Origin of the sequence: Bacillus sp. LJBV19 (genome assembly GCF_017797845.1) — a bacterium.
In the GTDB taxonomy this organism is placed as follows: Bacteria; Bacillota; Bacilli; order Bacillales; family Bacillaceae; genus Bacillus; species Bacillus velezensis.
Genome location: NZ_CP072563.1, coordinates 1605251 through 1621259 on the forward strand (window position 1 = coordinate 1605251; position 16009 = coordinate 1621259).

General features: G+C 47.5%; 14 protein-coding genes. All 14 read left to right on the forward strand.

Features of this window, described 5'->3' with window-relative positions:
• Positions 1-7: 7 nt before the first annotated feature.
• The 14 genes from J6600_RS08020 (at position 8) to J6600_RS08085 (ending at position 16004) form a co-directional block, all read left to right on the forward strand.
• Positions 8-1675 (forward strand): DAK2 domain-containing protein, encoded by a 1668-nt coding sequence (locus J6600_RS08020; protein WP_209388226.1) that lies wholly within the window; start codon positions 8-10, stop codon positions 1673-1675.
• 142 nt (positions 1676-1817) lie between these two features.
• Positions 1818-2480: an L-serine ammonia-lyase, iron-sulfur-dependent subunit beta gene (gene sdaAB, locus J6600_RS08025; RefSeq protein WP_017417764.1), complete on the forward strand. Its 663-nt coding sequence runs from the start codon at positions 1818-1820 to the stop codon at positions 2478-2480.
• Positions 2481-2500: 20 nt separating this feature from the next.
• Positions 2501-3403 (forward strand): L-serine ammonia-lyase, iron-sulfur-dependent, subunit alpha, encoded by a 903-nt coding sequence (sdaAA, locus tag J6600_RS08030; protein ID WP_209388227.1) that lies wholly within the window; start codon positions 2501-2503, stop codon positions 3401-3403.
• Positions 3381-5429: an ATP-dependent DNA helicase RecG gene (recG, locus tag J6600_RS08035; RefSeq protein ID WP_209388228.1), complete on the forward strand. Its 2049-nt coding sequence runs from the start codon at positions 3381-3383 to the stop codon at positions 5427-5429. The genes sdaAA and recG overlap by 23 nt, the downstream gene beginning before the upstream one ends.
• A 106-nt stretch (positions 5430-5535) precedes the next feature.
• Positions 5536-6102 carry a transcription factor FapR gene (gene fapR, locus J6600_RS08040; protein ID WP_003154320.1) on the forward strand — a complete coding sequence of 189 codons (567 nt, stop codon included), beginning with the start codon at positions 5536-5538 and terminating at the stop codon, positions 6100-6102.
• Between the two features lie 13 nt (positions 6103-6115).
• Positions 6116-7114, forward strand: coding sequence for a phosphate acyltransferase PlsX (plsX, locus tag J6600_RS08045; protein ID WP_017417766.1), 999 nt, complete (start codon positions 6116-6118; stop codon positions 7112-7114).
• An 18-nt stretch (positions 7115-7132) separates the two neighbouring features.
• Positions 7133-8086 (forward strand): ACP S-malonyltransferase, encoded by a 954-nt coding sequence (gene fabD / locus J6600_RS08050; protein ID WP_007409759.1) that lies wholly within the window; start codon positions 7133-7135, stop codon positions 8084-8086.
• Positions 8079-8819, forward strand: coding sequence for a 3-oxoacyl-[acyl-carrier-protein] reductase (fabG, locus tag J6600_RS08055; RefSeq protein ID WP_003154312.1), 741 nt, complete (start codon positions 8079-8081; stop codon positions 8817-8819). Before fabD ends, fabG begins: the two co-directional genes overlap by 8 nt.
• Before the next feature lie 84 nt (positions 8820-8903).
• On the forward strand, positions 8904-9137 hold the full coding sequence (gene acpP, locus J6600_RS08060) for an acyl carrier protein (RefSeq protein WP_003154310.1): 234 nt from the start codon (positions 8904-8906) through the stop codon (positions 9135-9137).
• Between the two features lie 138 nt (positions 9138-9275).
• Entirely contained in the window at positions 9276-10025 is a 750-nt protein-coding gene (gene rncS, locus J6600_RS08065; protein WP_014417754.1) for a ribonuclease III, read from the forward strand.
• A 101-nt stretch (positions 10026-10126) separates the two neighbouring features.
• Complete coding sequence (gene smc, locus J6600_RS08070) at positions 10127-13687, forward strand: chromosome segregation protein SMC (protein WP_209388229.1); 3561 nt, start codon at positions 10127-10129, stop codon at positions 13685-13687.
• Positions 13688-13706: 19 nt separating this feature from the next.
• Positions 13707-14696 (forward strand): signal recognition particle-docking protein FtsY, encoded by a 990-nt coding sequence (gene ftsY / locus J6600_RS08075; RefSeq protein ID WP_003154301.1) that lies wholly within the window; start codon positions 13707-13709, stop codon positions 14694-14696.
• An 83-nt stretch (positions 14697-14779) separates the two neighbouring features.
• Positions 14780-15550 (forward strand): phosphotransferase family protein, encoded by a 771-nt coding sequence (locus J6600_RS08080; RefSeq protein ID WP_209388230.1) that lies wholly within the window; start codon positions 14780-14782, stop codon positions 15548-15550.
• A gap of 121 nt (positions 15551-15671) precedes the next feature.
• Positions 15672-16004: a putative DNA-binding protein gene (locus J6600_RS08085; protein WP_003154299.1), complete on the forward strand. Its 333-nt coding sequence runs from the start codon at positions 15672-15674 to the stop codon at positions 16002-16004.
• Positions 16005-16009: the final 5 nt, after the last annotated feature.

Consider the following 16009-nt stretch of genomic DNA (forward strand, 5'->3'; position numbering starts at 1 on the left):
ATGAGTATTGTCTAGACGAAACTTAGATGGGAGAGCTTTTGCGGCAATGATTCTGGCGGGGGCTGAGACATTGTCTCAAAACGCATCCGCGGTGGATGCACTGAACGTGTTTCCCGTGCCTGACGGCGATACCGGAACAAATATGAATTTATCGATGTCATCCGGTGCAAGAGAGGTAGAGCACATTGACTCACCCGACATCGGCAAAGTCGGCATCGCCCTGTCAAAAGGCCTGCTTATGGGAGCGAGAGGAAACTCAGGGGTGATCTTGTCCCAATTGTTCAGAGGTTTCACAAAGAGCATTGAAAACAAAAACCAAATAGACGCCCAAGAATTTGCCGCAGCACTCCAAGCGGGAGTGGATATGGCATATAAGGCGGTCATGAAACCGGTTGAAGGAACGATTTTAACCGTGGCCAAGGATGCGGCTAAAAAAGCGGTCGCCTCGGCCAAAGAAGAAACCGATATTATTTCGGTCATGGAGGCCGTTATTGAAGAAGCGGAAGCGTCGCTGAACCGTACGCCGGATCTGCTTCCTGTTTTAAAGGACGTCGGTGTCGTTGACAGCGGCGGAAAAGGTCTGCTTTGTGTATATGAAGGCTTTTTGGCTGCTTTAAAAGGAGAGGCCGTACCGAAAAAAGCGGTTCTTCCGGCACTCGATGATATGGTGAATGCCGAGCATCATAAAAGCGCGCAGAGCATGCTGAGTACAGAAGACATTGAATTCGGATTTTGTACGGAAGTGATGGTGAAGCTGGATCAAGATAAACGGACGTTCAAGGAAGAGACGTTCAGAAACGAACTGAGCCGTTTCGGCGATTCACTGCTGGTCGTGGCTGATGATACGCTGGCGAAAGTCCATATTCATGCCGAAGAACCAGGGAACGTACTCAATCTCGCACAGCGTTACGGCGATTTGGTTAAAATTAAAATTGAAAACATGAGGGAACAGCATACTTCAATCATCAGCCAAGAACATGATGAAAAAAAGCCGGCCGGCGTTATGAAAGAAGCCCGCAAGCCTTTTGGCATCGTGACTGTGGCAATGGGAGAGGGCATTTCTGAATTGTTTACGAGCATCGGCGCTTCACACGTAACCGAAGGCGGCCAGACAATGAATCCGAGCACGGAAGATATTGTTGAAGCCGTTCAGTCTGTCAATGCGGAGACGGTTTTCATTCTTCCGAACAATTCCAATATTGTGATGGCTGCCAATCAGGCGGCGAGCGTGGCTGAAGAAAATGTCATTGTCATTCCGGCAAAAACGGTCCCTCAAGGCATGACCGCCCTGCTTGCGTTTAACCCTGACCAGCCGGCTGACGTAAATGAAGCCAATATGCTTGAGGCCATCCGGAATGTGAAAAGCGGACAGGTGACATATTCAGTCAGAGACACCCATATTGACGGCAAAGATATTAAAAAAGGTGATTTTATCGGCATTTTAAACAGTTCAATTATCGGCAGCGCCGAAGATCGGATAAGTGCGGCGAAATTGCTGCTGGATGAAATGATCGGGGAAGAAGATGAAATTGTCACCATCTTGTACGGAGAGGACGCGCCGGAAGAAGAAGCTGAGAAACTCGCTGAGTATATTGCTAGCGTCTGTGAAGATATCGAGGTTGAAATCCATAACGGCAGACAGCCTCTGTATCCATATATATTTGCGGCAGAATAGAAGGGCTTATCAGGCCCTTCTATTCTTATGTCTTTATTTACCTGCGGCAGTGCGGCAGTGTGCCTGCTTGCCAATTGAGAAATGTTCAATTAGTCTAAAGAAAAGCGCTGAATGAAGTGATGTTAAGGAGGAACAAACCAGCATGAAGTATAGAAGCGTTTTTGATATTATCGGCCCGGTAATGATCGGTCCGTCCAGTTCACATACCGCAGGCGCCGCCCGGATCGGCAGAGTGGCCAGAAGCCTATTCAGGCGGGAGCCCCGCCGGATCATTGTGTCTTTTTACGGATCATTTGCGGAGACGTATAAGGGTCACGGCACTGATGTCGCGATTATCGGCGGCCTGCTTGATTTTGATACATTTGATGAACGGATTAAAACAGCGATTCAAATTGCGGAAGAGAAGGGCATATATGTAGAGTTCCGTACAGAGGATGCCGTGCCCGTTCATCCGAATACGGCGCGTATCGTCATTTCTGATGATGAGGGAGAGCTTGCCCTTACCGGTATTTCCATCGGCGGCGGAAAAATAGAAATCACGGAGCTCAACGGCTTTGAGCTGCGTCTTTCCGGAAACCATCCGGCTATTTTAGTCGTTCACAATGATAAATTCGGCACGATTGCAGGCGTCGCCAATGTGCTGGCGAAATTCTCCATCAACGTCGGACATATGGAAGTGGCGCGTAAGGACGTCGGCCAGCTTGCGCTGATGACGATTGAGGTCGATCAGAATATTGAAGAAGAAGTGCTTGACGAGCTTTCAACACTTCCTAATATTATACAGGTTACTAAGATAGCTGACTAAAAAGTCAGGAGGAAAATGACATGTTTCGTAATGTAAAAGAATTAATAGAAATCACTCGAGAAAAACAAATTCCGATTTCGGAAGTGATGATCACGCAAGAGATGGAAGTGACGCAAAAAACGCGGGAAGAAATCTTTCAAGGAATGGAGCGCAATCTCTCCGTCATGGAAGCAGCTGTTGAAAAAGGGCTGAAGGGCGTCACGAGCCAGACCGGTTTAACAGGCGGAGATGCCGTGAAACTTCAGGCATACATCCAATCGGGAAGAAGCCTGTCGGGCAATCTGATTTTAGACGCCGTTTCTAAAGCTGTGGCGACAAATGAAGTCAATGCGGCGATGGGAACGATCTGCGCTACACCGACCGCCGGCTCTGCCGGGGTCGTGCCGGGAACGTTATTCGCCGTAAAGCATAAGCTGAACCCTACGACAGAACAAATGATCCGTTTTCTGTTTACAGCCGGCGCGTTCGGTTTTGTCGTAGCAAACAATGCGAGTATTTCAGGAGCGGCAGGAGGCTGTCAGGCGGAAGTCGGGTCAGCATCAGGCATGGCAGCGGCTGCGATTGTGGAAATGGCGGGCGGAACGCCTCAGCAATCAGCGGAAGCAATGGCGATTACACTGAAAAATATGCTCGGTCTCGTATGTGACCCGGTCGCCGGATTGGTAGAAGTGCCGTGTGTCAAACGAAACGCAATGGGAGCATCCAACGCAATGATCGCGGCGGATATGGCGCTGGCCGGGATTACAAGCCGCATTCCTTGCGATGAGGTGATTGACGCGATGTACAAAATCGGCCAGACAATGCCGACAGCACTGCGTGAAACGGGACAAGGCGGTTTAGCCGCGACACCGACGGGAAGAGAATTAGAGAAAAAAATTTTCGGAGGAGCGCTGAAATCAAGTGACACACCATCAGCAAACTAGTATAGCGGAGATTAAGGGCATTGGGCCGGAAACAGAAAAAACATTGCACGAACTTGGTATCTGTGACATTTCTGATCTTCTGAATTATTTCCCTTACCGTTATGACGACTATGAGCTGAGGGATTTAGAAGAAGTAAAACATGAAGAAAGAGTGACGGTAGAAGGGAAGGTTCATTCAGAACCTTCTCTTACCTATTACGGCAAAAAACGAAACAGGCTGACATTCAGGGTGCTTGTCGGCAATTATTTAATTACCGCGGTCTGCTTTAACCGTCCCTACTTAAAAAAGAAACTGACGTTAGGTTCTGTCGTCACGATATCCGGGAAATGGGATAAACACAGACAGACTGTTTCCGTGCAGGAATTAAAAAACGGTCCTCATCAAGAAGATAAAAGCATTGAACCTGTTTATTCCGTTAAAGAAAACGTCACCGTAAAAATGATGAGACGGTTTATTAAGGAAGCGCTGCAGCATCATTTGGACAGTGCGGCCGATCCGCTTCCTGAAAAATTGAGAATCCGCTACAAGCTGCCTGATTACAAACATGCCCTGCAGACGATGCATCAGCCTGAAACGAGGGAATCGTTACAGCAGGCCAGACGCCGGTTTGTTTACGAGGAATTCTTATTATTTCAGCTGAAAATGCAGGCGTTCCGTAAAGCGGAAAGGGAACAGTCAAAAGGCATCAGCCATGTGTTTCCTGCTGAAAAGCTCGCCGCTTTCACAGACAGCCTTCCGTTTTCGCTCACGACCGCACAGACGCGCGTGCTTCGGGAAATTACCGCTGATATGACATCCCCTTACCGAATGAACCGTCTGCTGCAAGGTGATGTCGGTTCAGGGAAAACGGCCGTCGCCGCCATCGCTTTGTACGCTGCGATTCTGTCGGGGTATCAGGGGGCATTAATGGTGCCGACTGAAATTCTGGCCGAACAGCATGCAGATTCTCTCGTATCGTTGTTTGCAAATGAAGATGTAAATATCGCGCTTTTGACGAGTTCTGTAAAAGGAAAGCGGCGCAGGGAGCTTCTGGAGCGGCTTGCTCTCGGAGAGATTGATATTTTAGTAGGGACCCATGCTTTAATCCAGGACGAAGTGGAATTTAAAGCGCTGAGTCTTGTCATTACGGACGAGCAGCACCGGTTCGGGGTCGAACAGCGCAAAAAACTCAAGAATAAAGGTCAGGATCCGGATGTGCTGTTTATGACAGCCACCCCGATTCCGAGAACGTTGGCCATTACCGTCTTCGGAGAAATGGATGTTTCCGTGATAGATGAAATGCCCGCGGGGCGAAAACAAATCGAAACGTATTGGGTGAAACACGACATGCTGGAGCGGATTTTGGCTTTTATAGAAAAAGAGCTGAAACAGGGAAGGCAAGCCTATATTATCTGCCCGCTCATTGAAGAGTCGGATAAACTGGATGTGCAGAATGCGATTGACGTATATAACATGCTGTCTGACGTTTACCGCGGTAAATGGAATGTCGGCCTGATGCACGGGAAGCTCCATTCTGATGAAAAAGATCAGGTGATGAGAGAATTCAGCGCCAATCAATGTCAGGTACTTGTGTCAACAACCGTCGTAGAAGTCGGGGTGAACGTGCCGAATGCGACGATTATGGTCATCTATGACGCCGACCGTTTCGGATTATCTCAGCTTCATCAGCTCCGCGGCCGGGTCGGGCGGGGAGACCACCAATCTTTCTGCATCTTGATGGCCGATCCGAAATCCGAAACCGGGAAGGAACGGATGAGAATCATGTCGGAGACAAACGACGGCTTCGAGCTGTCTGAAAAGGACCTTGAACTGCGCGGCCCCGGGGATTTCTTCGGAAAAAAACAGAGCGGTATGCCCGAGTTCAAGGTGGCGGATATGGTTCATGACTACAGAGCTTTGGAAACGGCCCGCCAGGATGCGGCCAATCTGGTGTCTTCAGAGGCTTTTTGGAAAGATGACGAATACCGCATGCTGCGCGGTCAATTACTTTCAAGCGGCGTCCTAGAAGGGGAGAAATTAAGCTGATTCTGTAAAATTCGGCGGCTTTCAAAAAACAATCATTGCATTCCAATCTATGAGATTATATACTACTATTAGTACCTAGTCTTAATTGTCCGGATGGTGTTTACAGATGAGAAGAAGCAAGAAAGAACGCCAAAAATTATTGCAGCAGACGATCAAATCGACACCCTTCATCACAGATGAAGAATTAGCGGGGAAATTCGGCGTCAGCATTCAGACGATCCGTTTAGACCGCTTAGAGCTCTCAATACCGGAGCTGAGGGAAAGAATTAAAAACGTGGCAGAACAAACGCTTGATGATGAAGTGAAATCACTGTCGTTAGACGAAGTGATCGGTGAAATTATTGATCTGGAGCTTGACGGCCAGGCCATTTCCATATTAGAAGTAAGACGCGAACATGTCTTCAGCCGCAATCAAATTGCGCGGGGGCATCATTTGTTTGCGCAGGCGAACTCACTCGCCGTAGCCGTCATTGATGATGAGCTGGCGCTGACCGCAAGCGCAAATATCCGCTTTACAAGACAGGTGAAAGAAGGCGAGCGCGTCGTTGCGAAAGCCAAAGTGACGGCAGTCGAAAAAGAAAAAGGCAGAACGGTAGTTGAAGTCAACAGCTATGTGGGAGAAGAAGTCGTGTTCTCCGGCAGCTTTGACATGTACCGTTCAAAACAATCATAAAGGTGGAGCATGCATGAGAATAGCTGTAGATGCAATGGGAGGCGACAACGCACCCAAAGCTGTTATTGACGGAGTAATGAAGAGTATTGAGGCATTTGACGATCTTCATATTACGCTGGTCGGTGACAAGACAACGATAGAATCACACTTGCCAACAACATCAGACCGCATCACTGTGTTGCACGCCGATGAAGTGATTGAACCGACGGATGAACCGGTCCGCGCCGTACGCAGAAAGAAAAACTCTTCTATGGTGCTGATGGCGCAGGAAGTGGCTGAAAACAGAGCGGACGCCTGCATCTCAGCGGGGAATACAGGCGCACTCATGACAGCGGGACTGTTTATCGTCGGCAGAATTAAAGGAATCGACCGGCCTGCGCTTGCGCCGACGCTTCCGACCGTTTCAGGCGACGGTTTCCTTCTTTTGGACGTGGGAGCCAATGTCGATGCCAAACCGGAGCATCTCGTCCAGTACGGAATTATGGGATCTGTATATGCCCGGCAGGTTCTCGGAATCAGCTCGCCCCGCGTCGGATTGTTAAATGTCGGCACGGAAGAAAAGAAAGGAAACGACCTGACAAAAAAGACGTTTGAATTATTAAAAGAAACAAACGTGAATTTTGTCGGAAACGTTGAGGCGAGAGACTTGCTCGAAGGCGCTGCTGACGTCATCGTCACAGACGGCTTTACGGGCAACGTCACGTTGAAAACATTGGAAGGTTCAGCGTTATCGATTTTCAAAATGCTGAAAGATACACTGACTTCAAGTTTTGTTACTAAGCTCGCAGCGGGAGTGCTGAAGCCGAAGCTGATGGAAATGAAACTGAAAATGGACTATTCTGAGTACGGCGGGGCGAGTCTTTTCGGTTTGAAAGCGCCCGTCGTTAAAGCGCACGGCTCTTCTGACGCACGCGCTGTTTACCATGCGCTGCGCCAGGCGAGAGAAATGGTCAGCCAAAACGTGGCCGCATTTATAGAAGAAGAAGTAAAAGAAGAAAAAACAGATGAGTAGTCTGGAGGTTACCGCATCATGAGTAAGATTGCATTTTTATTTCCCGGACAGGGATCACAATATATCGGTATGGGAAAAGACCTGTACGAACGCGAAGAAGCGTCAAAACGTATTTTTGATGAAGCGGATGAAACGCTTGAAACAAAGCTGAGCTCGCTCATTTTTGAAGGTGACGCCGAAGAATTGACCCTTACATACAATGCGCAGCCCGCGCTGTTGACAACGAGCATCGCCGTATTGGAAAAGTTTAAAGAATCCGGCATCACCCCTGATTTCACCGCCGGCCACAGCCTCGGAGAATATTCGGCGCTTGTTGCGGCGGGAGCGATGACATTTAAAGATGCCGTTTACACGGTAAGAAAACGGGGAGAATTCATGAATGAAGCCGTGCCGGCCGGAGAAGGCGCCATGGCAGCGATTCTCGGAATGGATGCAGAGTCCTTGAAAAAGGTAACGGATCAAGTGACGGAAAACGGTCATCTCGTACAGCTTGCAAACCTGAACTGCCCCGGCCAGATCGTAATTTCCGGAACGGCAAAAGGCGTGGAGCTGGCTTCAGAAGAAGCGAAAAACAACGGAGCAAAACGGGCAATCCCATTAGAAGTAAGCGGACCGTTCCATTCTGAATTAATGAAGCCGGCAGCGCAAAAACTCGAGGAGGTGCTCAGCGCCTGTGAGTTGAAAAATGCGGCTGTTCCCGTGATTTCAAACGTTTCGGCTGACGTTATGACAGAAAAAGACGATATCAAGAAAAAACTGATCGAACAGCTGTATTCACCTGTTCGCTTTGAAGAAACCATTAACAAACTGATTGACGAAGGTGTCACGACGTTTGTTGAAATCGGGCCCGGAAAAGTGCTTTCAGGCCTTGTGAAAAAAGTGAACCGCCGCCTTAAAACAATCGCGGTTTCTGACCATGAAACCATCGAACTGGCGATTCAAACGCTGAAGGAGGAGAATCAGGATGCTTAATGAAAAAACAGCAGTGGTAACGGGAGCGTCCCGCGGAATCGGGCGGGCGATCGCGCTTGATCTTGCGAAAAACGGCTGTAACGTAGTAGTCAACTACTCCGGGAATGAAGCGAAAGCGAACGAAGTCGTAGATGAAATCAAATCTTTGGGCCGAAACGCGATCGCGGTAAAAGCCGATGTATCAAATTCCGAAGAAGTACAAAACATGATGAAAGAGGCTGTCGCTGCATTTTCTTCAATCGACATTCTCGTGAACAATGCGGGGATCACAAAAGACAATCTTCTGATGAGAATGAAAGAAAATGAATGGGATGATGTCATTAACATTAACCTAAAAGGTGTATTCAACTGCACGAAAGCCGTTACAAGACAGATGATGAAACAGCGCTCCGGCCGGATTATCAACGTATCATCAATCGTCGGCGTCAGCGGAAACCCCGGCCAGGCGAACTACGTGGCGGCAAAAGCCGGTGTAATCGGCTTAACGAAGTCATCAGCCAAAGAGCTTGCGAGCCGCAATATTACGGTTAATGCCATTGCTCCGGGCTTTATTTCCACGGATATGACGGACAAGCTTTCTAAAGAAGTCCAAGATGAAATGCTGAAGCAGATTCCGCTCGCGCGTTTCGGTGATCCTTCCGATATCAGCAGCGTTGTTACGTTCCTTGCTTCTGAAGGATCGCGTTATATGACGGGCCAAACCCTTCATATTGACGGCGGAATGGTGATGTAAAGATTTGTTTTTAAAATTTCATCCTAGTTTCTCTAGTTTTTTAAAAACGAATCCACTATAATACTTGAGGGGAGGTGAATTGCTATGGCAGATACATTAGAGCGTGTAACGAAAATCATCGTAGACCGCCTTGGCGTTGATGAAGCTGACGTCAAACTTGAAGCTTCTTTCAAGGAAGACTTAGGTGCTGATTCCCTAGATGTAGTTGAGCTTGTTATGGAACTTGAAGACGAGTTTGATATGGAGATTTCTGACGAAGATGCTGAAAAGATTGCAACAGTCGGCGACGCTGTGAACTACATACAAAACCAGCAATAAGCTGATGCTAAAAGTCCCGCCTGACAGCGGGGCTTTAGCCCTTTAATCGTTCGGTTACCGGCGTCTGACGCTGTACGCGCTGCCGATTCCGTTTACGGCGGGGAGCGCGGTGAACCTGATGTGCCTATGGAGGTTACTATGTCAAAACACTCACATTTTAAAGATAAAAAAAAGTTCTATAAAAAAATAGAGCAATTTAAAGAGTTCCAAGAACGGATTTCGGTTCATTTTCAAAACGAGAAACTTTTGTATCAAGCATTTACACATTCATCTTATGTGAATGAGCATCGGAAAAAGCCGTATGAAGACAATGAAAGGCTTGAATTTTTAGGTGACGCTGTTTTGGAACTGACGATCTCCCAATTCTTATTTGCCAAATATCCGGCCATGAGTGAAGGAGATTTGACGAAGCTGAGAGCCGCTATCGTATGCGAGCCGTCACTCGTCTCACTTGCCCATGAATTGTCATTCGGCGACCTTGTTCTCTTGGGAAAAGGAGAAGAAATGACGGGCGGCAGAAAGCGTCCTGCGCTTTTAGCGGATGTGTTTGAAGCGTTTATCGGCGCACTGTATCTGGATCAGGGCCTTGAGCCGGTTCAGCAATTCCTGAAAGTGTACGTGTTCCCTAAAATAAACGATGGTGCTTTTTCTCATGTGATGGATTTCAAAAGCCAGCTTCAAGAATTTGTACAGCGGGACGGAAAAGGATCGCTTGAGTACAAAATTCTCAATGAAAAAGGGCCTGCCCACAACCGGGAATTCGAGGCGCTTGTCTCTCTTAAAGGTGAGGCGCTCGGTATCGGGAACGGACGTTCCAAAAAAGAAGCCGAGCAGCATGCGGCACAGGAAGCTCTTGCAAAAATGCAAAAACATCATACGAAACAATAAAATCCCCCTGTTTCCCTAGGGGGATTTCAGTATGTCTGCGCCTGATATAAGCGGGTGATTATGATAATATTGAGATACTTATACGATAAGGAGGATCTGGGATGTTCCTCAAACGTTTAGACGTTATAGGATTTAAATCATTTGCAGAACGGATATCCGTTGACTTTGTAAAAGGCGTCACGGCCGTTGTCGGTCCGAACGGCAGCGGAAAGAGCAACATTACCGAAGCCATCCGCTGGGTGCTCGGCGAACAATCAGCCCGCTCGCTTCGGGGCGGAAAAATGGAAGATATCATTTTTGCGGGAAGTGATTCGCGCAAGCGGCTGAACCTTGCCGAAGTCACGTTAACGCTTGATAATGAAGATCATTTTCTCCCGATCGATTACCACGAAGTCAGCGTGACGAGACGGGTGTACCGTTCCGGAGAAAGTGAATTTCTCATCAACAATCAGCAGTGCCGCCTGAAAGATATCATTGACTTATTTATGGACTCCGGGCTCGGGAAAGAAGCATTCTCTATTATCAGCCAGGGGAAAGTCGAAGAGATTCTCAGCAGCAAAGCGGAAGACCGCCGCAGTATTTTTGAAGAAGCGGCCGGCGTGCTGAAATATAAAACAAGAAAGAAAAAAGCGGAAAACAAACTGTTTGAGACGCAGGATAACTTAAACAGGGTGGAAGATATTCTCCACGAGCTTGAAGATCAGGTCGAACCGCTGAAAATCCAGGCTTCAATCGCCAAAGACTACTTAGAAAAAAAGAAAGAGCTTGAACATGTCGAAATCGCCCTTACCGCCTTTGACATCGAAGAACTGCATGGCAGATGGTCGGGTTTAAAAGAAAAGGTGCAGGCGGCAAAAGAAGAAGAATTGGCGGAATCATCGGCTCTGTCCGCAAAAGAAGCGATGATAGAAGAGACGAGAGATAAAATCCACGCGCTTGATGAATCCGTCAACGAACTGCAGCAGGTTCTGCTCGTGACAAGTGAAGAGCTGGAAAAGCTGGAAGGCCGGAAAGAAGTGCTGAAAGAGCGTAAAAAAAACGCCGCGCAAAACCGGGAACAGCTTGAGGAATCCGTTACACATTACACGAACAAAGAAGCCGAACTGAAAGCGGACATTGAAAAACAGTCTGCCGTCTATGATAAACTTCGTGCGGAAGTGAAGCGATTAAACGCCCAGGTGAAAGAAAAGCAGCAGGCTCTCAGTCTGCATAATGAAAATGTAGATGAGAAAATCGAACAATTAAAAAGCGATTACTTTGAATTGTTAAACAGTCAGGCGTCGATTCGCAACGAGCTGCAGCTTTTAGATGACCAGATGTCCCAATCTGCGGTCCAGCAGGCGAGACTGACAGCAAACAATGAAAAATACCTTGAAGAACGTAACGATATTGCAGTCCGCAAAGCGGCGTGCGAAGAAGAATTGGCCTCCGTTGAAGAGGATATTCACAATCAGGTCGTCCGCTTTCGTGAAGTCCAGACAGCATATGAACAGAAAAAACGCCAATATGAAAAGAAAGAATCTGCGCTGTATCAGGCATATCAATTCGTCCAGCAGGCCAGATCCAAAAAAGATATGCTTGAAACGATGCAAGGCGATTTTTCAGGATTTTACCAAGGCGTAAAAGAAGTGCTGAAACAGAAAGAGCAGCTTGGCGGCATCCGTGGCGCCGTTCTCGAACTGATTGCCACCGAACAAAAATATGAAACGGCGATCGAGATTGCACTCGGCGCAGCGGCGCAGCACGTTGTCACAGACGATGAGCAGGCGGCGCGGAAAGCGATTCAATATTTAAAACAGAATTCCTTCGGCCGCGCGACGTTCCTGCCGCTTACGGTTATGAAACCGCGCCAGCTCCAAACCCGTGATGAACAGACGGCTCAGAAGCATCCGTCTTTCCTCGGCACAGCGAGCGGGCTTGTCACATATGATGCGGCATATCGGAATGTTATTCAAAACCTTCTCGGCACCGTGCTGATCACTGAAGATTTAAAAGGCGCGAATGAACTGGCCAAGCTTCTCGGGCACCGCTACCGCATCGTGACGCTTGAGGGCGATGTCGTCAATCCAGGCGGATCAATGACAGGCGGCGCGGTCAAAAAGAAAAACAATTCTCTGCTCGGCAGAAGCCGTGAGCTTGAGACGGTGACTGCGCGGCTTGCCGAAATGGAAGAAAAAACAGCTCTGCTCGAAAAAGAGGTCAAAACGCTGAAGCAGGCCATTCAAGAGCTTGAACATACGCTGAGCGGTCTCCGTGAAGACGGTGAAGCTTTCAGAACAAAGCAGCAGGATGTAAAAGGCAGGCTGTATGAACTCGAAGTCGCTGAAAAGAACATCAATACCCATCTGGAGCTTTACGATCAGGAGAAAGCATCACTGACGGAAAGCAGCCGGGAAAAAGAGACGCGCAAATCAGCTCTGGAAGAACAGCTGAGTGAGGCATCCGGCCAGCTGAAAGAGCTTGAGGAAGAGATGGAAAGGCTGACAAAACAAAAGCAGACCCTATCCTCAACAAAAGAAACGCTCTCTCATGAACTGACGGAATGTAAAGTGGCCGCTGCGAAAAAAGAACAGGCGTGCTCGAGTGAAGAAGACAACCTCAAAAGGCTGAAAAAAGAGCTTGAGGAAACGCAGCTCGCTCTGAAAGAAACACGGGAAGATTTAAGCCTCCTGACCTCAGAGATGACGTCCAGCACAAGCGGTGAGGAGCAGCTTGAAGAAGCAGCCCATCACAAGCTTCACGATAAAACGAGAACGATTGAATTGATCGCCAGCAGGCGCGACCAGCGTGTGAAGCTCCAGCGGGCGCTTGATACGAACGAACTTGAGCTGAAAGAGATGAAGCGTCTCTACAAGCAAAAAACAGAAATTCTGAAAGATGAAGAGGTAAAACTCGGCCGGATGGAAGTTGAGCTTGATAATCTCTTGCAATATTTACGCGAGGAATACAGCTTATCCTTTGAAGGGGCAAAAGAACAATATCAGCTCGAACTCGAGCCTGAAGAGGCGAGAAAACGGGTCAAACTGATCAAGCTTTCAATTGAAGAGCTCGGAACGGTCAATCTCGGCAGCATCGATGAATTTGAAAGAGTAAACGAACGGTATCAGTTTTTAACAGAGCAGAAAAATGACCTGACGGAAGCGAAAAACACACTGTTTCAAGTCATTGAAGAAATGGATTCTGAAATGACGAAGCGATTCCATGAAACGTTTATCCAGATCCGTTCTCAATTCAACGACGTGTTCCGTTCTTTATTCGGAGGAGGACGGGCTGAACTGAAGCTGACTGAGCCGAATGATCTTCTTAACTCCGGGGTGGACATTATCGCGCAGCCTCCGGGCAAAAAACTGCAAAACTTAAATCTTTTGTCAGGGGGAGAACGGGCGCTGACTGCCATTGCCCTTTTATTCTCCATTCTGAAAGTAAGGCCCGTGCCGTTCTGCGTCCTTGATGAAGTGGAAGCTGCGCTTGATGAAGCCAATGTATTCAGGTTTGCGCAATATTTAAAAAAATACAGCAGCGACAGCCAGTTTATCGTCATCACCCACAGAAAAGGCACCATGGAAGAAGCGGATGTCCTCTACGGTGTTACGATGCAGGAATCCGGCGTTTCCCGAATGGTTTCGGTCAAACTGGAAGAAACAAAAGAATTCGTTCAGTAACGAGGAAAGAGGTTGAAAGATGAGCTTTTTTAAAAAATTAAAAGAGAAAATCACGAAACAGACAGACTCCGTCTCTGAAAAATTTAAAGATGGTCTTGAAAAAACAAGAAATTCCTTCTCGAATAAAGTGAACGAACTCGTCTCCCGCTACCGGAAAGTCGACGAGGATTTCTTCGAGGAGCTTGAGGAAGTGCTGATTGGCGCTGACGTCGGTTTTACAACCGTCATGGAGCTGATTGATGAGCTCAAAAAAGAAGTGAAGCTGAAAAACATCCAGGATCCTCAGGAAGTGCAGTCCGTCATTTCTGAAAAGCTTGTCGACATTTATAACAGCGGCGACGAACAGATTTCTGAATTAAATATTCAGGACGGGCGCCTGAACGTTATTCTGCTTGTCGGGGTAAACGGCGTCGGAAAAACGACAACGATCGGAAAACTTGCCCATAAGCTGAAGAATGAAGGCAAATCCGTTGTGCTCGCTGCCGGAGACACCTTCAGAGCCGGGGCGATTGAACAGCTTGAAGTGTGGGGGGAGCGTACAGGCGTGCCTGTCATTAAGCAGGCTGCCGGAAGCGACCCTGCGGCGGTTATTTATGATGCCGTACACGCGGCTAAAGCAAGAGGAGCGGATGTGCTGATTTGTGATACGGCAGGCCGCCTTCAGAATAAAGTTAACTTAATGAAAGAGCTTGAAAAAGTCAAACGCGTCATCGAACGCGAAGTGCCTGAGGCTCCGCATGAGGTTCTCCTTGCGCTGGACGCGACGACAGGCCAGAATGCGATGGCGCAGGCGAAAGAATTCTCCAAAGCGACGAATGTGACGGGTATCGCGTTAACGAAGCTTGACGGCACCGCAAAAGGCGGTATCGTCCTGGCAATCCGCAATGAGCTTCACATCCCCGTGAAACTTGTCGGCCTCGGAGAAAAGGTTGACGACCTCCAGCGGTTTGATGCAGAATCTTACGTATACGGTCTCTTTTCTGATTTAGTTGAAAAAGCCGAGGATTAATGAATAAAAAACGAGTATAAAATGGACGGTTTTATACTCGTTTTTTTATACGCATTGATAGATCGGAATGGAGGGGGCAATTGTTGGACAAATGGCTGAAAGCTGAATTGGAAAGTAAGATCGGCGCAATAAACCATATGTCGCTGTTGGATGAACAGGGAGGCACTTCAACCGTTCGAAAAATAGTGACCGGTCAAGACGCATTTCTGCTGAAAAGTTCTTTTCAACAGAAGTATCGGGAATGGTTAATGAGAGAAGCCTTCGTTTTACAAAAACTGACGGAAACTCGTCGTCTGCCTGTTCCTGTTTATTATGGGATGATACAGGAACAGCATGCCAGCCATATCATCATGTCATTTGAGGATGGAATCACCCTGACTTCGGCTTTAAGAAAAGCAAAAGGGAATACTGAAAAGAAAAAGCTGATCAAAAGTTTCGGCCGGTTTCTGCAACGGCTGCATGAAACCGAAATGGTCCCTGGTTTACAGCCGGAAACAGACTGGCTCGATCTGCAAATCAAACGAGCCGGAGAATATGTCAAAAAAGGACAGGCTGAAGGAAGTGCAGAGCTTTTGAAGGAATTGGACAGGTACAGGCCTGTTCCTGTTCAGCAGACAATGATTCACGGTGACTGCACGACTGATAATGTGCTGGTGAAAGACGGAGAGGTCTATCTGTTTATCGATGCTGCGGGAATATCGGCGGGAGATCCGCGATATGATGAATCATTAGCGATCAGTCATTTTGTCACAAATGAAGCATGCCTCAATGCTTTTTACGAAGGCTATTGCCGCTACCGTGTATCAAAACAAGAATTCGAGTATTTTAACGACGGTCTATATGAATCTTTTTGAAAAAACTTATGATGTAAAAAGAGCATCATGCTTTGACAAGATAAAAACTTGACACACGCTCTGAAACCATGTAAACTAAGTTTTTGTAAAGGGATTTGACTTAACAAAGGGGAGAGCTCAAATGTCGCTCGAAAAAACGACGAGAATGAACTATTTATTTGACTTCTATCAGTCGTTGCTGACGTCAAAACAAAAGAGCTATATGTCGCTTTATTATCTGGACGATTTCTCCCTTGGTGAAATAGCCGAAGAGTATGACGTTTCAAGGCAAGCCGTTTACGATAACATCAAACGGACTGAAGCGATGCTTGAACAATATGAAGAAAAACTGCTCCTTTTTAAAAAGTTTCAGGAGCGTAAAGAAATGTTTACAAAGCTGAAAGAGCTTGCTTCCGGGTTGCAGGAAGAGGAAAAAATGACGGCTCTGATTGAAGCGCTTGAGAAATTAGATTAGGAGGC

What these genes read in the sequence shown, in the direction of transcription:
- sdaAB (WP_017417764.1), top strand. Translation starts at nt 1,818, where the DNA reads ATGAAGTATAGAAGCGTTTTTGATATTATCGGCCCGGTAATGATCGGT.
- sdaAA (WP_209388227.1), top strand. Translation starts at nt 2,501, where the DNA reads ATGTTTCGTAATGTAAAAGAATTAATAGAAATCACTCGAGAAAAACAA.
- fapR (WP_003154320.1), top strand. Translation starts at nt 5,536, where the DNA reads ATGAGAAGAAGCAAGAAAGAACGCCAAAAATTATTGCAGCAGACGATC.
- plsX (WP_017417766.1), top strand. Translation starts at nt 6,116, where the DNA reads ATGAGAATAGCTGTAGATGCAATGGGAGGCGACAACGCACCCAAAGCT.
- fabD (WP_007409759.1), top strand. Translation starts at nt 7,133, where the DNA reads ATGAGTAAGATTGCATTTTTATTTCCCGGACAGGGATCACAATATATC.
- fabG (WP_003154312.1), top strand. Translation starts at nt 8,079, where the DNA reads ATGCTTAATGAAAAAACAGCAGTGGTAACGGGAGCGTCCCGCGGAATC.
- acpP (WP_003154310.1), top strand. Translation starts at nt 8,904, where the DNA reads ATGGCAGATACATTAGAGCGTGTAACGAAAATCATCGTAGACCGCCTT.
- rncS (WP_014417754.1), top strand. Translation starts at nt 9,276, where the DNA reads ATGTCAAAACACTCACATTTTAAAGATAAAAAAAAGTTCTATAAAAAA.
- smc (WP_209388229.1), top strand. Translation starts at nt 10,127, where the DNA reads ATGTTCCTCAAACGTTTAGACGTTATAGGATTTAAATCATTTGCAGAA.
- ftsY (WP_003154301.1), top strand. Translation starts at nt 13,707, where the DNA reads ATGAGCTTTTTTAAAAAATTAAAAGAGAAAATCACGAAACAGACAGAC.
- J6600_RS08085 (WP_003154299.1), top strand. Translation starts at nt 15,672, where the DNA reads ATGTCGCTCGAAAAAACGACGAGAATGAACTATTTATTTGACTTCTAT.